We start from the raw sequence: 19,671 nt of genomic DNA on the forward strand, positions 1-19,671 counted from the left end.
TATAAAATAGGGGGATTAAATGGATAAACAATTTTCAATATATAGTGTAGACACAAAAGCTTTCTATACGGATAAGGAAAACGAGATAAATAAAGAGAAGTTAAAAATAAAAAATGAAATGAAAGCATACGAAGAATTTGAGATGTATAAGAAATTCAAAAATGCTGAAATTGATTTTAGCACATATAAAAACAATTTTTTAAGAAAAAGTGAGTTATTACATAAAAACAATAAAACACAAGATGAGATTATAGAGTTAAATAAATTAAAAGCTTGGTTGAAATATAATGTAAAGATAGATAAGATTGCTGATTTTAGAACAAAGCAAGAAAAAGAAAAGGAGATATCCATATTTCAAAATAAATTAAATAAAGATATATCATCAATTGTAGCAGACAATGAAGACTATAAAAAATTAAAACAGAAATTAAAGGATATAAATATTGAATTTACAAATGAAGTAAAACGCTCAAAAAATAGTGTGAGAAATTTAAATCCAAAGGCATTAACTCAATATAATAGAATAACGTTATTTGAAAACTCATTAAGCAGAGCTATGAATATAAAACCTGATGAGATAATAACTGATTTAGTAGTTGTAAGGATATACCATTATGCAATATTAGAACAAATAATCAACAATGGATTTAAATATAAAGATGAACATGGGAATACAAAAGAGTATAAAGTGTTTACAGCATCAGCAGGACAGATAAGAACAAAAAAGGTAATCTTTATAGAGAAAAGTAAGTGGAATAAATATGAAAAAACGCTAATGTGTGGTTTAACAATCAATAAAATAAACACAAGTAAAGAGTGTGGCTGTAATATAAATAAGTTTTTAGCGTATTTAGCATTATGTAATAGTGCTACTGATGAAATAGAAGGATTTAATATAGATGAATCAATAGTTGTAGATGATTTTGAAACATTAGTGGAAGGTCAAGTTGATTATATTGATAATAAAACTTTTGAAGTCACTAGAAAAAATATGCAAGTTCCTATACCTCATTCTGATGGTTGTGGTATGATATTACCTTCTGTAAGTAGAAAAAATTTTATGATTAGATTACCTTGGGTAAAAGGTTTAATGACACCAGTTGATTATATTAAATTTTGTGATAAATACAATAACAGTAATTATAAAATTAAAGATATATACGGAAAAGAATGGGATCTAAAACAAGACAATATCAGATATATATTTAGCAAATCTCAATTTAAAATGTATAAATATTATAATAGTTGGGATGAATATAAAAAATATTTTAAAGAATACAACTGTAAGGCAAACATGTGTAACTTAGAACCAAATACATCTCAGTTTAGAAAAGCATGTTTTAATTATCAGATGTGGCAAACGTTATTAGATATTACAGATGATGAAATAAAACACTTTACCGATGAGGTTGATGAATTTATAACAAAGGGGTATTCAGATAGGGATACAATGTTACAAATGTTAGGTGCAAATAAAGATAATATTAATAAGAGTTATTTTCAAAAGTGTCTTGAAATATATCCTGAGTTATTAAGGGATTATCATGTAAAAGAAGAATTAGCTAGTCAATTAAATGCTAGAAAAAAAGAAGCTAAATACGGTAAATTTAAAATTAATGCAACTTATACATTTCTGTTACCTGATGTATTTGCATGGCTTCAAAATATATTTTTACATATTGAAACGCCTAAAGGAATATTACAAAACAATTCTGTATCATGCAGATTGTTTAATGGGTGTAAAGAATTATTAGTCAATAGAAGTCCTCATTTATATAGAGAACACGCTGTTAGAGATAATATTTTATCAGATGAAACTAAAGAATGGTTTATAACAGATGGTGTTTATACGTCATCACATGATTTAATTAGTAAAATACTTCAATTTGATAATGATGGTGATAGAGGGCTTGTTATAGCAGATGAAATACTTATAAATGTAGCTAAGAGAAATATGTTAAATATAGTTCCTTTGTATTATGAAATGGGTAAGGCTAATCCACAGATAATAAATGAACAGAATATATATGAGAGTTTAACAAAAGCTTTTAAATTTAATAACATAGGCAAATTTTCAAATAAACTTACAGTAATGTGGAATGATAATGATATAGTTAATGATGGAAAAAATGCAGATTTAACAGTTATAAAGCAGATAACAGCATTAAATAACTTTACTATAGATGGAGCTAAAACATTACTAGTACCAAATGTACCTGAAGATGTAAATGAAAAAATGAAAAAGTCAAATGGTAAGCTACCGTATTTCTTTAGATTTGCAAAAGACAAACATAAAGAAGATGTTGCTCCTATGAATAACAGTACAGTCAATAGAATTTGTAAAAATATAGAGAGTATCAAACAAAATAATTATAATTTTAAAAGTGTTGGTAGATTTAGATACACTATGCTTATGAATAATCCTAATATAGATATAAACGATGAGTTAATAGATGTGTATAAAGAATTAGAAAATAAGAAAAAGGAATGCATAGTAAGATCAAAGGAAAATGATTTTGATATAATGGATACATTTTTATCTATAAACAAACAAGTAGAACAACATTTTATAAATGAGTGTAATAAGTTAAAAATATCTAAAGTTGAAGGAGTTGATATGGTTATAGCTTATATATATTCATCAAATAGAAATAACAAGAAGGCATTTTTATTTGATATATTTGGTGAAACTATATATGAAAATTTAAAGAAAAATATTAAAAGTCCCTTAGACAATGGATATATCATGTGTAAGAATTGTGGTAAAAGGGTAAAGCAAACTAACGGGAAAAGAGAATATTGTGAAAAATGTTCAAAGAAAATAGATAGAGAAAAAGCAAGAGTAAGAATGAATAATGTTCGATTTGCTAACGTGCTACAAATGGCACAACCAAGCCATTTGTAAGCATTATTAAAATTCAATATATTTTTTGTAAGTGACTCTAGGCAAGTAATATCAACGCTTAGAGTCACTTTTTAACTTTCTACAAATTGAATGTATAAACAACCAATTATATTATATATTATTTATATATTCAAGTCAATAGTTAAATTAGTCCTAAGCAAGACAATATAACTGCTTATTATGACTGAGATGGTCGTAAATCTATGTTTTATAAGGTGCGTATCCCCCTGCGTACCTTTAATACGCTATCCTCACTTTTTAGTGTTGATATAAATTCATAATTCTCCCCTTTTAACTCTCCATAAGGGTGCTTAATTGCACCTTTTTTGGAGAAGTATATTATTTAGAATGGAGTGTCAATTAAAATGGCAGGAAAAGCAAAGAATAATGTTAGAATAATTACAGATGAAGTAAAGTTAAGTGGAATTTTAAATGCAGAAGATATAGAAAATGGATCAATAATATTAGAATCAGATGGAAATGAAATAGATGTATCACAATTTATCAGAGGTTTTGATGGTACAGATGTTGAATTAACTATTAAAAAGAAGGTTGAAACAGCTTTATAATTTTTATAACATAAATTAAATATAATGCTTGACATTGTATTTAGAATGGTATATTATAGTAATTGTAGTAAGGAGTTGCTACGAAATATGAATAAGCCTAATATGATTAATAGGCTAGGGCTAAGAGTTACATATAGGTAAACAAAGCTACAATTTAACGTGAATCTCTTACGTGCCTTGACAAAGTGGGATGTTAACAAAAGAATTGCAGATACCTTAAAATGGGATTTGACAATTAATAAAAGGTTGATTTTAAGCAGAAATTAAATATATCTCTATAGTTGTCTAAATTAGAATTGTTTAATGTTAAAATCAATCATAACAGTGAAGTAAGAGTTGAGAATACTCGAAACTGTCGGTAGTGAGACTAACTGACCATTTTACATAGTGCTTGGATTTAGGCAAGTGATTCGCTCCTTGCTAGTAAATCGGGCATTATAATTCAAAGATACTTCTCACGAGTGGAGAAGGTGCATTATATTATGTGAGTCCCGACAAGCCTATGATATTTAGGATTTTACCCCTTTATATTATGCTAAAATGGTTTCCTCTTTAAAACTCCGAAGTACAAGGAGAAAGGTAGTAGGGCGTGAGGATGCTACCAACTAAAAAGATTCAGTTCTACTTTTGGAAATGGGTTACAAGCGTAACTTCATCCTTTTGTATGGACTGTCTATTAAACCAACCAATGCAAGTCCAAAGTCTTGATGAAAAATGGTGATGGGTAGAATACGGAAGGCGTAACGCCACATGCCAGTAGGTTAATCCTACTGATACATTTATAGTCTAGTTGTAAAACTAGGCTTATTTTTATGCTTAAAATTAAGGGAGAGATAATAATGGGTAAGAAAAACAAAAACAATACTTGGTTTATATGTGAAAATTGCAATTATCATGCTTCAGAAGAAGAGTTAAGAGAAAAATTATATGTAACTGATATAAAAGTAAGTGGATTAATTGCTGTTGAATGTCCAAGGTGTGGATTAGAACAAATTAAAAACTAGTATATATAAGTGAGGGAGATTATATGGAAGAGTTAAGGATTAGAGAAGGTGAAACTAGAGAGCAATACATATATAGATGTTATGACAATAGGGTTAAGTTAAGTTTAACTAATAAAGAAGTTGCTGAAATAATTAATGGTGAACTAGAAACTAATTTTCAAGAAAGTTATTTACGTGGAATATATAAAAATTATTCTATAGGTTATTTAGACGCAATTGAAGCCTTAAAAGGTAAGAAAGAAGTAAAAAGTAAACTTAGCGAGATAACTGAAGCTATTGGAGAATTAGATGTTAAAAAGCAAATAGTAAAAAATAAGACAAATCAATTAGGGAGAATAAAAAGAGATCTTATTAAAAATGTTGAAATAGCCGAAGACATTAAAGATTACATAGATAATGAAGTTGAAAATTTTAATAGATTAAACTATGAGGTGATAACTGAGGAGTCAGATAACGTTCTTGTAGTTGGTGTGAGTGATTGGCATGTAGGTTATGTTATAGATAACTATAAAGGCAATTCATACAATTATAAAATAGCAGAAAAGAGATTGAGTAAGCTATTATCAGAAATACATAAAGAAGTTCGTAAAAACAATGTAAAAAAAGTAATTGTATTACAAGCAGGTGATTTAACTGAAGGTGTTTACATGAGAAAAAACCAATCATATACCTGTGAGTTCAACTCTAATGAACAAATTGTTATGGCAGAAGAATTAATGTATAACTTTATAACTAGCATTTCAGAACTTGAAGTTAATGTTGACTTATATTCAGTTGGCGGTAATCATCAAAGAGGTAATGGTGATAAAGACGCCAATATAGAAGGTGATAATAATATTCTTGTCATAAATAGAAATTTAAAAAGATGGTTTGAAAAAGCTAAGAATGATAGAGTTAGAGTTTGCGAAGGTGATTACAAAGAAGATTGTTGTGTTTTTTATCTTCAAGGAAAGAAAATAAAGTTAAAGCATGGAGATAAAAGTCCTAGGAATTCAAAGAAGTTTTATGACGCAGAAGTTAGTATGAATGAGGAAAGATATGATATTTTAATTAAAGGACATGACCATAATTTTAATATAACAAGCCAAAATAATGGAACTTATGTTATAACTATAGGATGTTTATTTGGATATAATCCTTATAGCGTAGATAAGGTTCAGTGTTTAACTCATGCAAGTCAAATGCTCATGCTTATTAATAAAGGTGAAATTGAATATATTAGAGATGTTAATTTGCAAATAAATTAAGAATAAGGGAGAAAAATATGAAAGATTTAATATTAGATTTAATGGAAGGTTCAGAAGATGTAGACTTTATATTATCAAAAGATACAGCTTATGAGGTAGTTTTAGCTTTGCTTGATGATGGTAGAGTATTTGAAGAAATGGAAGAATTTGAGGTTATAGAAGAAATAAATAATAGTGTTGCTGTTATTATATCTCAAATACTAACAGGGGAAGGTTATATTTACATACTAGAGAACTATTTATTTGATAATGGTACTGCTAAAGGCATGGATGGTGCTGATTTAGTTGTAATAGAAGATGAAATAGAAGATTTAGTAGATATGGATAAGATTTATTCAGAAAATATAGCAATTGCAATATCAGATGAAGATTCTTGTGAATGTGAATGTTTTGAAGTTGGTTTTCAAGAAGGATATAACCAAGCACTAGAAGATTTAAGAGATTTATTACATATAGAATAAATTAAATATATAAAAGTGTGATTTTATAGTGATTTAAGTTGACTAGGGGTTAATTCTCCTAGTCTTTTTGTATTTTATAGTGCTTATTTAGAAAATAGGTAGTTTGAATATAAAAATGAAAAAATTAAAAGAGGGTGAGAATAGTGGCAAGTGCAAAGAAAACCACAAGCAAAACTGATAAACCAAAGTTGGTTTGTACTTGTTGTGGCAAGGATAAGTCTGATAGAGAGTTTTACATGAGTAAATCATATATATATCAAGCCATAGGTAAAGTTCCTATATGTAAAACCTGTATTGGGGGTGTATATGATAAATACTATTCAAAATATAAAAATGAACATTTAGCAATTTATTATATGTGTAGAGCTTTAGGAATATGCTTTAATTTAGCATCATTTAATGGTGCAATGAGTGAATTAGAAAAAAATAATAAAGATACTCTTATATGGCAAATATACATGACTAAATTAAATAGTTTAGGTGGCGTAAATGGTGCAGGTGATGATTTTGATAGTAGCGATAGTATAGATGTGGAAGTAATAAAGGAAAATACTTCGGTTATAGATAAAGAAGTTGTTAAAAGATGGGGAAGATCTTTTACAGATGAGGAGTTGCAATGGTTAGAAGACGACTATATGGATTGGACTACTCATAATGATTGTAGTAAATTATCAGTTCAAAGACTAGTGCAAATGATATGTATTAAAGAATTAGAAATAAGGAATGCAAGGTCTAAAGGAGATAGTACAGAAAAGTTAGAGAAAGGTCTTTTGACTTTAATGGATAATTCTAATCTAACACCAAGAACAATGTCAGCAGTCAATGAAACTGATTCAGCAAAGATATTTGGTGTATGGATAAAGGATATAGAACAAAATAGACCGGCAGAGTATTTTCAAGATAAGAGTTTATATGAAGATTACGATGGTATAAAAGAATATTTTGAAAGATTCGTATTAAGACCTATGAAGAATTTGCTTACAGGTAGTAGAGATTTTGATAAAGAATTTCAAAATATAGAATTTGATGAGGAAATAGAAGAAGATGACTTATAAAGAGGTGATGTTATATGGGTATTACTAACTTTAAAAATAGTCGTCAAAACAATAAAAATAGTAATGATATGACAAAAAGACCTATGCAAATCACAAAAAAAGAAGACCTTGATAAGAAGTTTGAAGAAAACATTATTGATTGGGTTACATTCTACAGAAGAAATATCCATAGATTTGTATTACATTATTTTGGGATAAAGCTACATTTTTATCAAATCATAATGTTGTATCTTATGAATTTAGCCCCAACAGTTGTATTGATATGTGCAAGAGCTATAGCAAAATCATTTATTACAAGTTTATATGCTTGTGCTGTTTGTGTGTTATACCCCGGAAGTAAGGTTGTTGCCACTGCAAAACTTAAAAAGACGGCAGGTTTATTAATAACTGAAAAAATAGAAAAAGAATTGAGGAATATGAGTCCTAATCTGAATAGAGAAATAAAGAAAGTTCAAACCAATCAAAATGCAATTGAAGTAATCTTCCACAATGGAAGTACATTTGTTGTTACCGCTTGTAACGATGATGCGAGAGGGGCAAGAAGTACAGTTTTAATTACTGATGAGTTTAGACAATGTAAAAAAGAAATTATAGATGCTGTATTCTCTCCTATGGAAATATTAAGACCAACTCCATATACTATGAAACCTGAATATGCACATTTACAAGAAGAACCTAGAGAAATATATTTAAGTTCTGCATTTTGGAAATCTCATTGGATGTGGAAAACCATAAAAGATTCAGTTAGGGATATGTATGAAGGAACTGCTATTTGTTTCGCTACAGATTATGCTTTATCAGTTAAACATGGAATAAGAAGTAGAGCGCAGATGTTAAAAGAAAAGAAGAAATTTGATTCTGTAACATATGATATGGAATATTTAAACCTTATGGCAGGTGGAAGTGAAAATCAATATTATACATACGATTTAGTATCTAGTTGTCAGAAAATACAAAAAGCATGGTATCCAAAAACACTTGATGAATACCATGACAACAAAAAGAATAGGTTTGGAGATATAAAAAAACAATCAGGAGAAATTAGGATAGTAGCTATGGATATAGCTATGTCGAAATCTACCAAAAAAGTAAAGAATGACTTAACTGTTATTAAGTGCATCAGAGCATTACCTAATAGAGAAAAATATGATAGAAATGAAGTTTATACAGAAGCTTTTGAAGGTACTGATTCTGACACACAAGCTATTAGGGTAAGGCAGATATTAGAAGACTTTAATGCTGATTATTTTGTGTTCGATGGACGTACTTATGGAACAAGTATTGTGGATTCAATGGCGAAAATACTATACGATGAAGAAAGAGACAAAGAATATGTGCCTATAAAAGTTTTTAACAACGAAGACTTGGCTAACAGATGTAAAAATCCTAATGCTACCCCTATTATGTGGGCGTTTATAGGAAGTGCTGATAATAACCATCAAATGCATACTACTATGTTAGGAGCTATGAGAGATGGGAAGTACAAAATGCTTGTTAGTCATATGAATTGTAAAGATTTATACTTAGGCGATAAAAAAGAATATGAAACTTCTACTATTGAAGAAAAAGTTAGATTAGAAGCACCTTATATGTATTCAGATTTAACATTAAATGAAATGATTAACCTAAACAAAGAATTTATACAAGGTGGAAAAATTAAATTAACTGAACCATCTAATGGAATGAAGGATAAATACGTAACTTCTGCTATGGCTAACTTGTTTATACAAGAATTAGAAATAGGATTAACGAGTAGAAATGATAGCGAGATAGATTGGACACAAGCACCGATGTTTGTGCAAGGTATAACTTTATAGAGTAAATTAAATATATAGGAGGTGATATAGTGCCTAAAAAAAAGAAAACTCAACAAAAAAATAACAATAATACTATTGATGCTAAATTGCCTGTAATCAAAAAAGGCGAATGTATGCTTTTATCTAATATAGATGGAAATTATATTGTGAGTGAAATAAATAAAAATAGTTTAGATAGTCAATTTGCTGACTTTGTTAATTTAGCAAGTAATCAGAATAGAAAAATGAATGAATTATATGACCAGTTATTAGATAAGGAAAGCAATACCTATATCACTACTTCTAGTGAACTAAGTAACTTAGCTAAAAATACTCAAAATGATATAGATAAGGTTTTTAAGATTAATGGATTGGTTAAGTACAACATAAATAAAGATGATCTTATAGGTAAAACAGTTGAGATAATTGAGAATAACATAAATACAAAGTTTAAGGTTAATTATCCAGTTGTTAAAATTGATAAAAAAAGCAAGAAACAAGAGAGTAAATTAAAGCAAGATTTAAAATTGGTAATTGACAATTTTAATGAACAAATAGACATTGAGAAATTAATAATCAATTCAGTTATGACTACATATACAGAAGGTAACTATATATTCTATAAAAAAGGCAATAAAGACAAAGGTTATGGAATAGTAAAGTACCCATTAAAGGTAGTTGAAATAACTGACAGGAACGTAAATGGAGAACCTTTGGTTGTATTTAATGTTCAAGAATTAAAAACAAAATTAACTACAAGTATGAAGAAATATGGAAAAATGAAATATAAACAAAAGGTAAGTATAGACCTAGCTATAGATAAGGAGATAAAAAGAGATTATCCTGATGAAGTTTACCAAGCGTATAAACTTGGTGATAGATATGTGTATTTAAATCCTAAAAATATAGGCGTGGTAAGAATAAATAATTTCGGTAAACCATATGGGGTTACTCCTATGTTTAAAGCATTGCCTCCATTGCTAACACTTGAAACTATTGATAATGTAGATAGAAAGAATTTGAATGCTAAAGCTAAAAAGGTATTCTTCCAAAAAATGCGTAAAGAAATGATAAGTCAAGATGGTAAATCATTTGATTTAAACGCAGTTGGATATTCACAAGCTAGTTTATTAAAAGCTATGAGTGATGATGTAGTTATATACACAGGGACTCCATTTGTTGAAAACTTAGAAATATTAGAACCTAAGACAGATTTAACTAGCAATGAAACTGTTTTATCTAATAGAAATAGAGTTCTTAATGCACTAGGAATATCTTTTATTACAAATGAAAGCAAAAGTGGAGTTAACACTGTTAAGTTATCGTATGAGGATTTATTAAAAAGCATTAATAAGATAACAAAACAATTAGAACCTATAATAAACAAGTTTTATAAAGATGTGTGTATTGAAAATGGATATCCCGTAGAATACTCGCCTAAGATAGAAATACAAAGTACATTGTTACTTGATTATGAAACAAGATTAAGATTATTTGATGCTTTATATTCAAAGATTGGAGCCTCATATAAAACTTCATTTGAATTGCTTGATATCAATTTTGATGAAGAATTAGAAAGAAGAAAGTACGAGAATGAAATTGACAATGGTGATGGAACTAAGGGATTAGATAATGTATTTGTAAGTCATCCTACTTCGTTTACTATATCAGGTAAGGAAGATAATATTATCACCAAGGATAATAACGGTGAGAAAAATAGTAATGGTTCTGAAAAATCTAAAGATCAGGATAAGGCAATTATTGATAAACAAAACAAAGACAAGGCTGTAAAAGTATAGAAGGGTGGTGATTAAGATGAATGAAGTTATTTTATCTAAACAGATAGAAGTTTCCGAAGATAATCATGGTAATCTTTTGTTGGATTTTATAATATGTGACTTTGAAACTAATAAAAATGGAAAAAAGATTAATAAGGATACAATAAATAATTGGTTGCCTACATTAATCAATCAACCACTTGTAGGAAGGGTTTCTAAAATTGCAAATACTGATGAGTTTGATTTTACGAGCCATAATAAGAAGACAAAATATGTTTTAGAAGATGGAAAGTTAAACACAAAAACTATTTTAGATACTGATGCTATAGGTACTTTTTTAAATGCAGAAGTAAAAAATATAGACGGAAAAGATTATATTACGGCACAAGCTCTGATGTGGGGTAGGTTTGAAAATGCTAAAAATGTAATTCTTAATAAAGTAGCTAATAACGAACCTTTGTCTAGTAGTTGGGAATTATGTATTACTGACTCAACAAAATCTATTGAAAATGGACAGAGTGTAGATATTATAAATGAAGGCTACTATATTGGACATTGCTTGTTAGGTCGAAGACCTGTTGATGGTTCAATTGTTAATCCTGCTTATGATTGTTCAAAAGTTACTGATTTACAAGTAGCTGAAGAAGAAGTCGATGAATTATCACAAGCTATTGATATTGATAGACAAAGTATTTTATCTGAACAACAATCAGAAGAAAATAAATTAAATAAAAAAGGAGGAGAAGAAATGGCAGAAGAAAACAAGGAAATAGAAGTATCGGCATTGACAATGAATGATATTTCTAAAAAATTAAGAAATATTGTATGGGAACTTGAAAAAGAAGACTGTACAGAGTGGTATTACTTAGAATTAGTTTATCCTACAGAGAATATAGCTTATCTAAAAAGATGTGGAGATAAATCTCTAGATGAAGACTTTTTAAAAGTTTCATATTCAATTGATGACAATGGAGATATATCTGTTGTATCAAAAGAGGAAGTAAAAATGGTGTTTGTACCAAAAGAATCTCAAGTTAATGTTTCTGAACTAAAGGAACAATTAAAAGGAGTTCAAACTGAACTATCTGAAAAAGTAAGTGATATTGTGAAGCTTGGCGAGACTATTAAGGCTAACGAAGCAATAATATCAGAAAGAGATAAGACTATTTCTGCTTTAGAAGTATTTAAAAATCAAATAGAAGAAATTCAAGCAGAACAAGCAAAGCAAGAAATTGCTGAAAAGAAAGAAGAACTAAAGAAGACAGCTATTTCGAGTGGATATATAACTGAAGAATTTATAGAGACAAGCGAAAGGCTTCAAAAAGCTATTTCTGAATTAAATGAGGATGAAGTTTTAAAATGCATTGCTGAAGAAGTAATTAAAGCAAATTCTCAAAAACAAGCAGAAACATCTGAAGAAAACGTTGAAACGTCAGAAGAAAATATAGAAGTATCTACTGATTTAAATTCAACAGAAGAATATGAATACAACGGTTCGAGTGGCAATTCAATTTTGGATATGCTTTCAAACAATAAAAGAAGATAGAAGGAGGAATTACAATATGTTAAGACATTTACAAACAATAGTTGGTAAGAATATTGATGCTACAAAAAGAGCAAAAACAGATATGAAAAGAGGATCATTTGTTAAAGTTGATGATGCAAAAGGAGAGTTAGTTCTAGCAACTGCTACAGCAGATTTTGAAGGTGTAGTAGTAAGAGATGTCGTTGTTGATATAGACGTTGCAAATGGAGAACCAGTATCTGACTTATCAATAACACAAGATTTAATAAAGTCAGGGGAGCTAGCAGGTCTTGAAGTGCCACAAGAAGGAGAAAGATATGCTACTACTGAATTTGGTGATACAGTTGCCCTACCTGAAGCTGAGGCAGTGGCAGGTAAAACTTTAGATGTTGCTAATGGAAAGTTAGTCAAGGCTGTTGACTCAAGCACAAGTAAAATTAGATCTTTAGGATTTATGAATATTGCAGGTGCTAAATATTTAGGGTTTAAGATTATAAAATAGATTAAATAAAAGGAGGACTGAAGATAATATGGAAAGAATTGAATTAAGCGAACAAAGAGTAGCAGATATGTTTAAGAACGGTGAAGCTTTACAATGGGCTAAAAACGTTTTTACAAATGCAGAATTATCAGAGGATGAAAAGGCATTTTCAGAAACTGTAGATGATATGGTAAATAAGGCATGGAAGTATGGAAATACACAAGCAAAGGAATCTATTGCAGAAGTTGTTGTAAAGATTATTGAACCTGAAATATTTACAGCTCCAAATGAAATTTTAGAACAAATGTTTGATGTAAACTCATATGGAGAATTTGATTTATTAAAGGTTAAAAAGTCATACAAGAATACTTTAGTTGCTGTAGAAAGTGCAAACAGAACTGGTAATGTTGATAAGTCTTACATAGACTTTACAGTTGGTACAGTTATGGAGAAACACTTACAAATAGAAACTGAAATACCAATGTCTAATCTTAGAAGAAATGGTGCATTAGGTGTTGCTACATTAGCAATATTTGCATTACAAGAATTTGAAGCTAAGAGATTTGCTGTATTAATGAATTACTTAGATTCACTATTAGTTGGTGGAGATAATGTTAAGACTTATACAGGAGCAATGACAAAAGAAGCTGTAGATGCTTTCACAGGATATTTAGGTGATTACAACTTTGATGGTGGATTACCTCAAGCAGTTGGTTTATCAACTACTATGAGAGAGCTATCTAGAGTATCAGGAATAGAAAACTATTATTCTGAAGCTATGAAGGACAAACTAAACCAAGTATCTATGCTTGAAGTATATAATGGCGTTCAACTAGACTCTATTAAGGCAGGAAAGAAGATGGGTAATGGTGAAACATTACTTCCAAAGGATGTTGTAATAGGTGTAGCAGGAAAGATAGGAGAAATGTACACTAAGGGCGAAATGAGAAGTTTAGTTACTAATGATAACAACAATGAAACTATTTCATTAAAGTTCACTGGTGTTGAATTTGGTGTATGCATAGATAAGATAGAAAAGATAGCTAAGTTAAAGAAAACAGCTTAGGTAATTGAGGTAGGAGTAACATCCTACCTTTTATTATTATTGAGTTTAAGGAGAGATAATTTATGTTGAAAAATGATGATATGATAAATGTTTATAATGATTATGATAGTGAATTATTTGCACCATCAGTTGATCCAAGAGGGAATGGATTGGTATTCCCTGTAAAAACAGAAAATGATGAACCATATATAATTTCTATATTGTTTTCTGAATTAAGAAACCTTTATAGATTAGATCCTAACTTATTAAAGAAAAGAATTCTTAGGATTGAAAAAGACCAAGAAGAAGAAGTTTTTAAGGCTTTAAATATAAATATTGATAGAGAATCAGAAGTATTTACAAGAGAAGAAATAGAAGATATGATTTTACATCCTACTAATTATGTTATAGAAACAATCCTATCAATAACAAGCAAACAAGTTATAGATAATTTCTTATCTCAACTAGTATATTTAAAGAATACAAATAAATATTTTATTGCAACTAAGGTTGAAGATTATATTAGGGCAAGAAAAGAAGAAATTTATGATGGTATTAGAAAATCAGAATTAGAAGGAATGGAAACTGAAAACTTAAAACCACAAGTTAGTTCTGATGTTGATATAGCTGTATTAGAAGAAAGAGAAAATATTATTAAATCTAAAGAAGAAGAATTAACCCAAAAAGAAAAAGATTTAAAGGATAAAGAGAAAAAATTAAAAGAAGAAAAAAAGAAGTTGGCAGAAGCAAAGAAAAGTGCTAAGGCAAAATAGTAAAAGGAGGTTTTATAATGACTCCTTATGAAAATGTGACAGATAAATTTATACGAAAAATAAAACAAGATAAAGAGTATTTTTGCGTTAATGGTGTTACAGAAGAACAATTATTAGAAATAATTAATAGAAGAAGTGTTGAATTGCTAGATGATTCAGTCAATGAATTGCAACCAATGATATCTATTGCACAAGATGTAGATTTTCTAGATAAAGATGATGATATGGAAGAGTTTAATTTTAATCTTACTAGAATCGAGGAAGACTTAATTTCAGATATGATGGTAGTAAAGTATTTCGATGAAGCACTTGTGAAATTAAAAGCTATGCAGAAGTATCTAGGCGATGATATAAAGGTGTTTTCACCTGCAAATGAAAGAAAAACATTCAAAGAAATGGTTGAATTTAAAAGGCAGTTGTTCAACAATAAATTAGGAAATTACAATACTAGGAATAGAGAAACTGGCGAATTTTTGCTTGTTTACTAGAAGGAGGTGTTGTAATTTTGGATGCTAATAGTTTAGCTTATATTAAAGCTGTAAATGGTACTAATGGTAAGAGTTGTGTGGACAGCTTTAGAGATGAAATGATTCAGCAATATAATGAAGCCAATAAAAATGTAATTACTGAGTTTTCAATATTAATTAATAGCGATAAGGCTAAAAGTGTTAAGATTAACAACACACCTAATAAAGTATTGATTAAATATAATAAAAAGGAAATACAAGTTAAAGCTTTTGTAAATTCTTTAAACTCAGGAGATTACATCTACTATACCGATGAGGAAGCCGAAAGAAATCACATATATTTAAATACGTCCACACCAAAAAGGATAAGAGATTATGAATATCATTTGGTGGAGGAGTGTGAACAAGAATTATCGTTTTCTTTTACTAAGAATCCGATTCCTTGTATTGCTGAAGGTGAGTCTTACGGGGTAAAAATCACAGGAGGTACAGAGTTTAATGCACAAGTTGACACTAAGGTTAAGGTAACAGTACAAGATAATGCTGAAACTAGAAAGTTAAAGCCTGACCATAGATTCATATTCAACAACAGTGAATATGGTATATATAAGATTGGTGATATAACTGTATATAACAACGGCTTATTAACGTTCACTTGTCAAAAAGACCAATACCAAAAAGGTTATGATGATTTAGAAAATAACATCGCATATAATGGTGTTATTCCCGATGAACCTACAGAAGAACCTAAGCCAGTTACATATAAAATTATAGGCTGTGATAGTGATAATATGGTGATAAATACAACTGAAATATTCACATTAGAACCTCAAAATAATAATGTTGAGTGGAAATTAAATGAAGAATATGAGGTTGGTGTAGCTGAAATTATATCTACTAATGATAGTAGTTGTACAGTAAAATGTTTGAAGGCTGATAATGTATTTGAATTAAAGGCTTTAATAGATAATGAAGAAGTGGGAAGTAGAGTTATATTTACTTCAAAAAGATAGAAGAAATTAAATAAAGCAAATAAATTAACGATTTTAATGTGAAGTGGGTGAGGCTATGAGTGACTTAAATAACAGGTTAATTGGTACTAAAAGTAATAAATTAAATAAATCATCTCTTATTGTGGCTTTGTTTTGTGAAACATTAGATAACAGTCAAGATATTAAAAGACTTTTATATTATCATTCCTTAAACCCTCTATCACCAATGGGTAAATATTATGATGGAAAAATGAAGCCACAATCTAATGTTGAGTTTTCTTTATTAGAAGATGCTGTAGATAGGAAAAGGCTTATATTTGATGAAGTGTTTGATCCCTTAATGACAACAGAAGAAAGCTATTCGATATATATAACTGATGTAGGTGGTAGATTTGGTAGGTCAGTAGGAGATATAGGAATAGAAGTTAATATAGTTATACCAGTTAAGGATAATGTTCTTATGGGGTTAGGAAATAAAAGAACTCATCAAATAGGTGCTTTAATAGCTGATTTATTTGACGAAGTAACAGTTGATAAAAATAGATTTCCTGAGTATGTAAGTGATTTAGGTAATATACAATTTAGCTTAACTGATTATGTGTATGGTAGAGTAGCACAAAAAAGTAATATGGTTTGTCTAAATATGCAATTTGAAGTAAAGAAAATAACTATTAGGTGATGTTATGTTGTTGTGTGAAAAAGATAGAAAAGATAATTGGGAATTAGATAATTACTTTATGAATCCTACTTATGTGGAGAATATAGGTTTGGTACATCCAATTAAGTTAAAAAACTATAATAACTTTATTAGATTGGCTAATGAATATATTTTGTTGGATGTAAAAAAGAAAAATAATTTAATACAGCAATTACATGAGAAAGCAATTCTTAATGGAGAAGCTGATAGGAAAAGTAAACCTAAGTTAATAGATTGTGATAATATATTTGATTGGTATATATCTCAAATTGATGCTATAGATAAGTCTTTGTTGGATTCAGATATTAAATATATAGTGAAGATTAAAGAAAGACTTAATGGTTTAAAAGAGGAAGATAGAGAATCTGTATTATTAAACAATCCTGAAATTAATAATATGTTAGACGTCCTAGAATCTAATAATATTGCATTTAACCAAGTTAAAGAGCAACTTTGTGAACTGTTTAAATATACAGTGCATCACGAAGTTGTTTTTAATTTTGAACTAAAAAGATTTGATATTCTTTGTAATAATGAACTTTATGGGTTTATAGATAGGGATAATTTTTATGAGTATAGAGATGTGATTATGCAACAAAACATAATGCATGAACCTAGAGTAGCCCCCAATCTAAGAAGTCAAGAAGAAATTGATAAGGCATTGAAGCAAAGATTTTCAGATGGTGAAACAAGCTTAGAAAGTATGGTTGCAATTGCAGATATTGGATTTGAAGATATAACTTATTATAGATTATACGTTGAATTTACAAGTAAAATTAGAAAATTAGATTATATTGGTGCAGTTATTTATAGAGCTAATGGTTGCAAAATGGAAGGAGATAAAGAAATTCCTATTCCTAACCTATCAGAACCATTTAGTTTTAAAAGTAACCCATATAATAATTTATTAACAAAAGCTAAATACAGTAAATTGGATAAACAAATTATGAGTAGGTAATTGTTAATAAAATAAATTAAAAATAAGGAGGAATGTAGAATGATAACTAGAAAGGAGAATCCATTTTTATTAGATAAATATATGGAAACTTCCACAGCAGAAGTTATTGCTATTAATAGAACAACAGGGGAAGAAATGTTCTTGTCTACACTTGAAAGTCATGAACTTACACATGACCAAGAAGAAGAATTAATTAAGGGTGGTATTTGGAATGACACTTTAGCTACAATTAACAAAAATAAGACAATTAAGTTTAAAGTTACAGATCCTATAGCACGTATGGATGTTCAAATGAAGAAGTTAGGTGCTGATATAAAAACTGGTACTGTAATGGCATGGCACTTCGACAGAGCGTATACTGTAGGAGGTGGAAAAACAGTAACATTATCAGAAACACCTTTCGATACAAAAGAAGTTTGTGTGTATAATACAAAAACAAAGAAAATGTTACAAGCCACAGAAGATTACACTATTGAAGGAAAAACTATCACAATAAAAGCAGTAGATATTAATGAAAATGATAATGTTTTTGTTACATCTTTTCAATATCAAAAAGAAACTGTGCAATACGCAGATATTACTGGTAAGTCTGCACCACAAACATTTGCATTAATCGTAAGGTCACCATTATTTGATGAAAATGATGCTGTTAAGTATTGGAAGCAAATGTTCTTCCCTAAGGCAAAAATGTCAGGTTCTTTCTCGATTACAGGTAATACTGAAAAGACTAAGAACACAGAAGATACAGAGTTTACTATACTTAAAGATGATACTTATGAATACCTAGGAAGAATTATGTTTATACCTGAAACAGAAGAATAGATTTATAATAGGCACTCTATATGGGTGTCTTTATTAAGTTTATTCATTAAACTTATAAAAACAAATTAAATATATAAATGGAGAGTGTTGAGTATGAGTAGTTTAACAAAGAGATTTAAAAGAAAAGAAATAAGATGTTTAGTAATAGAAGATTTTGAAACAGGAAGAGTGTTTAAAGTAGTTGGTGAAGATAGAGTTAATAAAGCTTTAGAAAAATATACAGCAAATGAGATAACAAAAGTGTATAACCCTGACCAAAAACAAAAAAACAAGATATTTGAACTAATGGAAATAAGTCAAAAGGGCAAGGAGTTAGTTACTACTGTAGATGGTGTAAAAATGATTATTAACCTAATACCATTATTAACAGATATCAAAATTGATTTAACATCCGAAGATGATATGGCGGAGATAACAGAAATTATAAATGATCCAAATGAGGTTTTTGAATTAGTTAGAGATGAGTTAAATGAAATATTAGGAATGTTAAATGCAAGATATATAAATAATTTAAAAGTAATAAGTATGTTGCCTGAAGACATCATAGAAAAGACTATGGAATTACAAATGCAAGAAAATGATAAATTAATAGAAAATAAAACTGAAATAAGTGAGAATAATGAGTAATAAATTCAATAATTTCAATAACTTATACAATTCTTGGAAAAAGAAATGTGAAGAAACAGTTAAGGAAGTAGTGCCATCAGTTATGAAAGATAAAATGCAAGAAGCGATAGAATATGAGGTATATGCAAAATATACTCCTAAATCTTATATAAGGCGTAAAGATAATGGTGGATTATTAGATAAAAATAATATGGTAGAGAGAATAGAAGTGAATAAACAAAGAATTACTGTATATCTTTTTAACAACACTTTAGGAAATGATAAATATAAATATCATACTAATGATTACATTGATTCAATTATTGTAACGGGTAGGGGTTACACATGGAAGAATTCTGAGATTTATAGAAATCCAACACAAAGGGATTTCTATAAAGAAACAGAGAAGTTGTTAAATGATGGAGAATTAAGAAATGCGATAATAAAAGAATTAAGACAAAAGGGAATAATAGTTGTTTAGGATTGGCTA

At 28.8% G+C, this 19,671-nt stretch carries 19 protein-coding genes; all 19 read left to right on the plus strand.

Translation table 11 applies throughout. From position 1 onward, the window contains the following. The first annotated feature begins 19 nt into the window (after positions 1–19). The 19 genes from I4V16_RS11295 to I4V16_RS11385 all read left to right on the plus strand — a co-directional run bounded on the left by I4V16_RS11295 (position 20) and on the right by I4V16_RS11385 (position 19,662). Positions 20–2,905 carry a hypothetical protein gene (locus tag I4V16_RS11295; protein ID WP_195966732.1) on the plus strand — a complete coding sequence of 962 codons (2,886 nt, stop codon included), beginning with the start codon at positions 20–22 and terminating at the stop codon, positions 2,903–2,905. 365 nt (positions 2,906–3,270) lie between these two features. Beyond that, complete coding sequence (locus I4V16_RS11300; protein WP_195966733.1) at positions 3,271–3,474, plus strand: hypothetical protein; 204 nt, start codon at positions 3,271–3,273, stop codon at positions 3,472–3,474. 839 nt (positions 3,475–4,313) lie between these two features. Then, the gene (locus I4V16_RS11305; RefSeq protein ID WP_195618551.1) at positions 4,314–4,478 is read left to right on the plus strand and encodes a hypothetical protein; all 165 of its coding nucleotides are present in this window, start codon (positions 4,314–4,316) and stop codon (positions 4,476–4,478) included. Between the two features lie 23 nt (positions 4,479–4,501). Beyond that, positions 4,502–5,725, plus strand: coding sequence for a hypothetical protein (locus I4V16_RS11310; RefSeq protein WP_195966734.1), 1,224 nt, complete (start codon positions 4,502–4,504; stop codon positions 5,723–5,725). Between the two features lie 17 nt (positions 5,726–5,742). Next, positions 5,743–6,186 carry a hypothetical protein gene (locus I4V16_RS11315; RefSeq protein ID WP_195966735.1) on the plus strand — a complete coding sequence of 148 codons (444 nt, stop codon included), beginning with the start codon at positions 5,743–5,745 and terminating at the stop codon, positions 6,184–6,186. 143 nt (positions 6,187–6,329) lie between these two features. Then, positions 6,330–7,241, plus strand: a complete 912-nt coding sequence (locus tag I4V16_RS11320) for a hypothetical protein (protein ID WP_195966736.1) — start codon at positions 6,330–6,332, stop codon at positions 7,239–7,241. A 14-nt stretch (positions 7,242–7,255) separates the two neighbouring features. Then, entirely contained in the window at positions 7,256–9,058 is a 1,803-nt protein-coding gene (locus tag I4V16_RS11325) for a hypothetical protein (protein WP_195966737.1), read from the plus strand. 29 nt (positions 9,059–9,087) lie between these two features. Next, positions 9,088–10,836: a hypothetical protein gene (locus tag I4V16_RS11330; RefSeq protein ID WP_195966738.1), complete on the plus strand. Its 1,749-nt coding sequence runs from the start codon at positions 9,088–9,090 to the stop codon at positions 10,834–10,836. Positions 10,837–10,852: 16 nt separating this feature from the next. Further along, the gene (locus tag I4V16_RS11335; RefSeq protein ID WP_195966739.1) at positions 10,853–12,361 is read left to right on the plus strand and encodes a hypothetical protein; all 1,509 of its coding nucleotides are present in this window, start codon (positions 10,853–10,855) and stop codon (positions 12,359–12,361) included. Between the two features lie 16 nt (positions 12,362–12,377). Then, the gene (locus I4V16_RS11340; RefSeq protein WP_195966740.1) at positions 12,378–12,842 is read left to right on the plus strand and encodes a hypothetical protein; all 465 of its coding nucleotides are present in this window, start codon (positions 12,378–12,380) and stop codon (positions 12,840–12,842) included. Positions 12,843–12,870: 28 nt separating this feature from the next. After that, entirely contained in the window at positions 12,871–13,887 is a 1,017-nt protein-coding gene (locus I4V16_RS11345; protein WP_195966741.1) for a hypothetical protein, read from the plus strand. A 62-nt stretch (positions 13,888–13,949) separates the two neighbouring features. After that, a complete protein-coding gene (locus I4V16_RS11350; protein ID WP_195966742.1) occupies positions 13,950–14,639 on the plus strand; it encodes a hypothetical protein in 690 nt (229 codons plus the stop codon). Positions 14,640–14,656: 17 nt separating this feature from the next. Beyond that, a complete protein-coding gene (locus tag I4V16_RS11355) occupies positions 14,657–15,127 on the plus strand; it encodes a hypothetical protein (protein WP_195966743.1) in 471 nt (156 codons plus the stop codon). A 17-nt stretch (positions 15,128–15,144) separates the two neighbouring features. Continuing rightward, the gene (locus I4V16_RS11360; RefSeq protein ID WP_195966744.1) at positions 15,145–16,119 is read left to right on the plus strand and encodes a hypothetical protein; all 975 of its coding nucleotides are present in this window, start codon (positions 15,145–15,147) and stop codon (positions 16,117–16,119) included. Positions 16,120–16,174: 55 nt separating this feature from the next. Beyond that, positions 16,175–16,777, plus strand: coding sequence for a hypothetical protein (locus tag I4V16_RS11365; protein ID WP_195966745.1), 603 nt, complete (start codon positions 16,175–16,177; stop codon positions 16,775–16,777). A 4-nt stretch (positions 16,778–16,781) separates the two neighbouring features. Then, positions 16,782–17,753: a hypothetical protein gene (locus tag I4V16_RS11370; protein ID WP_195966746.1), complete on the plus strand. Its 972-nt coding sequence runs from the start codon at positions 16,782–16,784 to the stop codon at positions 17,751–17,753. A gap of 39 nt (positions 17,754–17,792) precedes the next feature. Beyond that, the gene (locus tag I4V16_RS11375) at positions 17,793–18,575 is read left to right on the plus strand and encodes a hypothetical protein (protein ID WP_195966747.1); all 783 of its coding nucleotides are present in this window, start codon (positions 17,793–17,795) and stop codon (positions 18,573–18,575) included. Positions 18,576–18,668: 93 nt separating this feature from the next. Continuing rightward, complete coding sequence (locus tag I4V16_RS11380) at positions 18,669–19,202, plus strand: hypothetical protein (RefSeq protein ID WP_195966748.1); 534 nt, start codon at positions 18,669–18,671, stop codon at positions 19,200–19,202. Then, positions 19,195–19,662, plus strand: a complete 468-nt coding sequence (locus tag I4V16_RS11385; protein WP_195966749.1) for a hypothetical protein — start codon at positions 19,195–19,197, stop codon at positions 19,660–19,662. The genes I4V16_RS11380 and I4V16_RS11385 overlap by 8 nt, the downstream gene beginning before the upstream one ends. Positions 19,663–19,671: the final 9 nt, after the last annotated feature.

Origin of the sequence: Clostridium sp. 1001283B150210_160208_E6 (genome assembly GCF_015669365.1) — a bacterium.
GTDB lineage: Bacteria > Bacillota > Clostridia > Clostridiales > Clostridiaceae > Clostridium > Clostridium paraputrificum.

Coding starts and splice junctions, on each gene's coding strand:
- I4V16_RS11295 (WP_195966732.1), top strand. CDS start 20: ATGGATAAACAATTTTCAATATATAGTGTAGACACAAAAGCTTTCTAT.
- I4V16_RS11300 (WP_195966733.1), top strand. CDS start 3,271: ATGGCAGGAAAAGCAAAGAATAATGTTAGAATAATTACAGATGAAGTA.
- I4V16_RS11305 (WP_195618551.1), top strand. CDS start 4,314: ATGGGTAAGAAAAACAAAAACAATACTTGGTTTATATGTGAAAATTGC.
- I4V16_RS11310 (WP_195966734.1), top strand. CDS start 4,502: ATGGAAGAGTTAAGGATTAGAGAAGGTGAAACTAGAGAGCAATACATA.
- I4V16_RS11315 (WP_195966735.1), top strand. CDS start 5,743: ATGAAAGATTTAATATTAGATTTAATGGAAGGTTCAGAAGATGTAGAC.
- I4V16_RS11325 (WP_195966737.1), top strand. CDS start 7,256: ATGGGTATTACTAACTTTAAAAATAGTCGTCAAAACAATAAAAATAGT.
- I4V16_RS11335 (WP_195966739.1), top strand. CDS start 10,853: ATGAATGAAGTTATTTTATCTAAACAGATAGAAGTTTCCGAAGATAAT.
- I4V16_RS11340 (WP_195966740.1), top strand. CDS start 12,378: ATGTTAAGACATTTACAAACAATAGTTGGTAAGAATATTGATGCTACA.
- I4V16_RS11345 (WP_195966741.1), top strand. CDS start 12,871: ATGGAAAGAATTGAATTAAGCGAACAAAGAGTAGCAGATATGTTTAAG.
- I4V16_RS11350 (WP_195966742.1), top strand. CDS start 13,950: ATGTTGAAAAATGATGATATGATAAATGTTTATAATGATTATGATAGT.
- I4V16_RS11355 (WP_195966743.1), top strand. CDS start 14,657: ATGACTCCTTATGAAAATGTGACAGATAAATTTATACGAAAAATAAAA.
- I4V16_RS11365 (WP_195966745.1), top strand. CDS start 16,175: ATGAGTGACTTAAATAACAGGTTAATTGGTACTAAAAGTAATAAATTA.
- I4V16_RS11370 (WP_195966746.1), top strand. CDS start 16,782: ATGTTGTTGTGTGAAAAAGATAGAAAAGATAATTGGGAATTAGATAAT.
- I4V16_RS11375 (WP_195966747.1), top strand. CDS start 17,793: ATGATAACTAGAAAGGAGAATCCATTTTTATTAGATAAATATATGGAA.
- I4V16_RS11380 (WP_195966748.1), top strand. CDS start 18,669: ATGAGTAGTTTAACAAAGAGATTTAAAAGAAAAGAAATAAGATGTTTA.
- I4V16_RS11385 (WP_195966749.1), top strand. CDS start 19,195: ATGAGTAATAAATTCAATAATTTCAATAACTTATACAATTCTTGGAAA.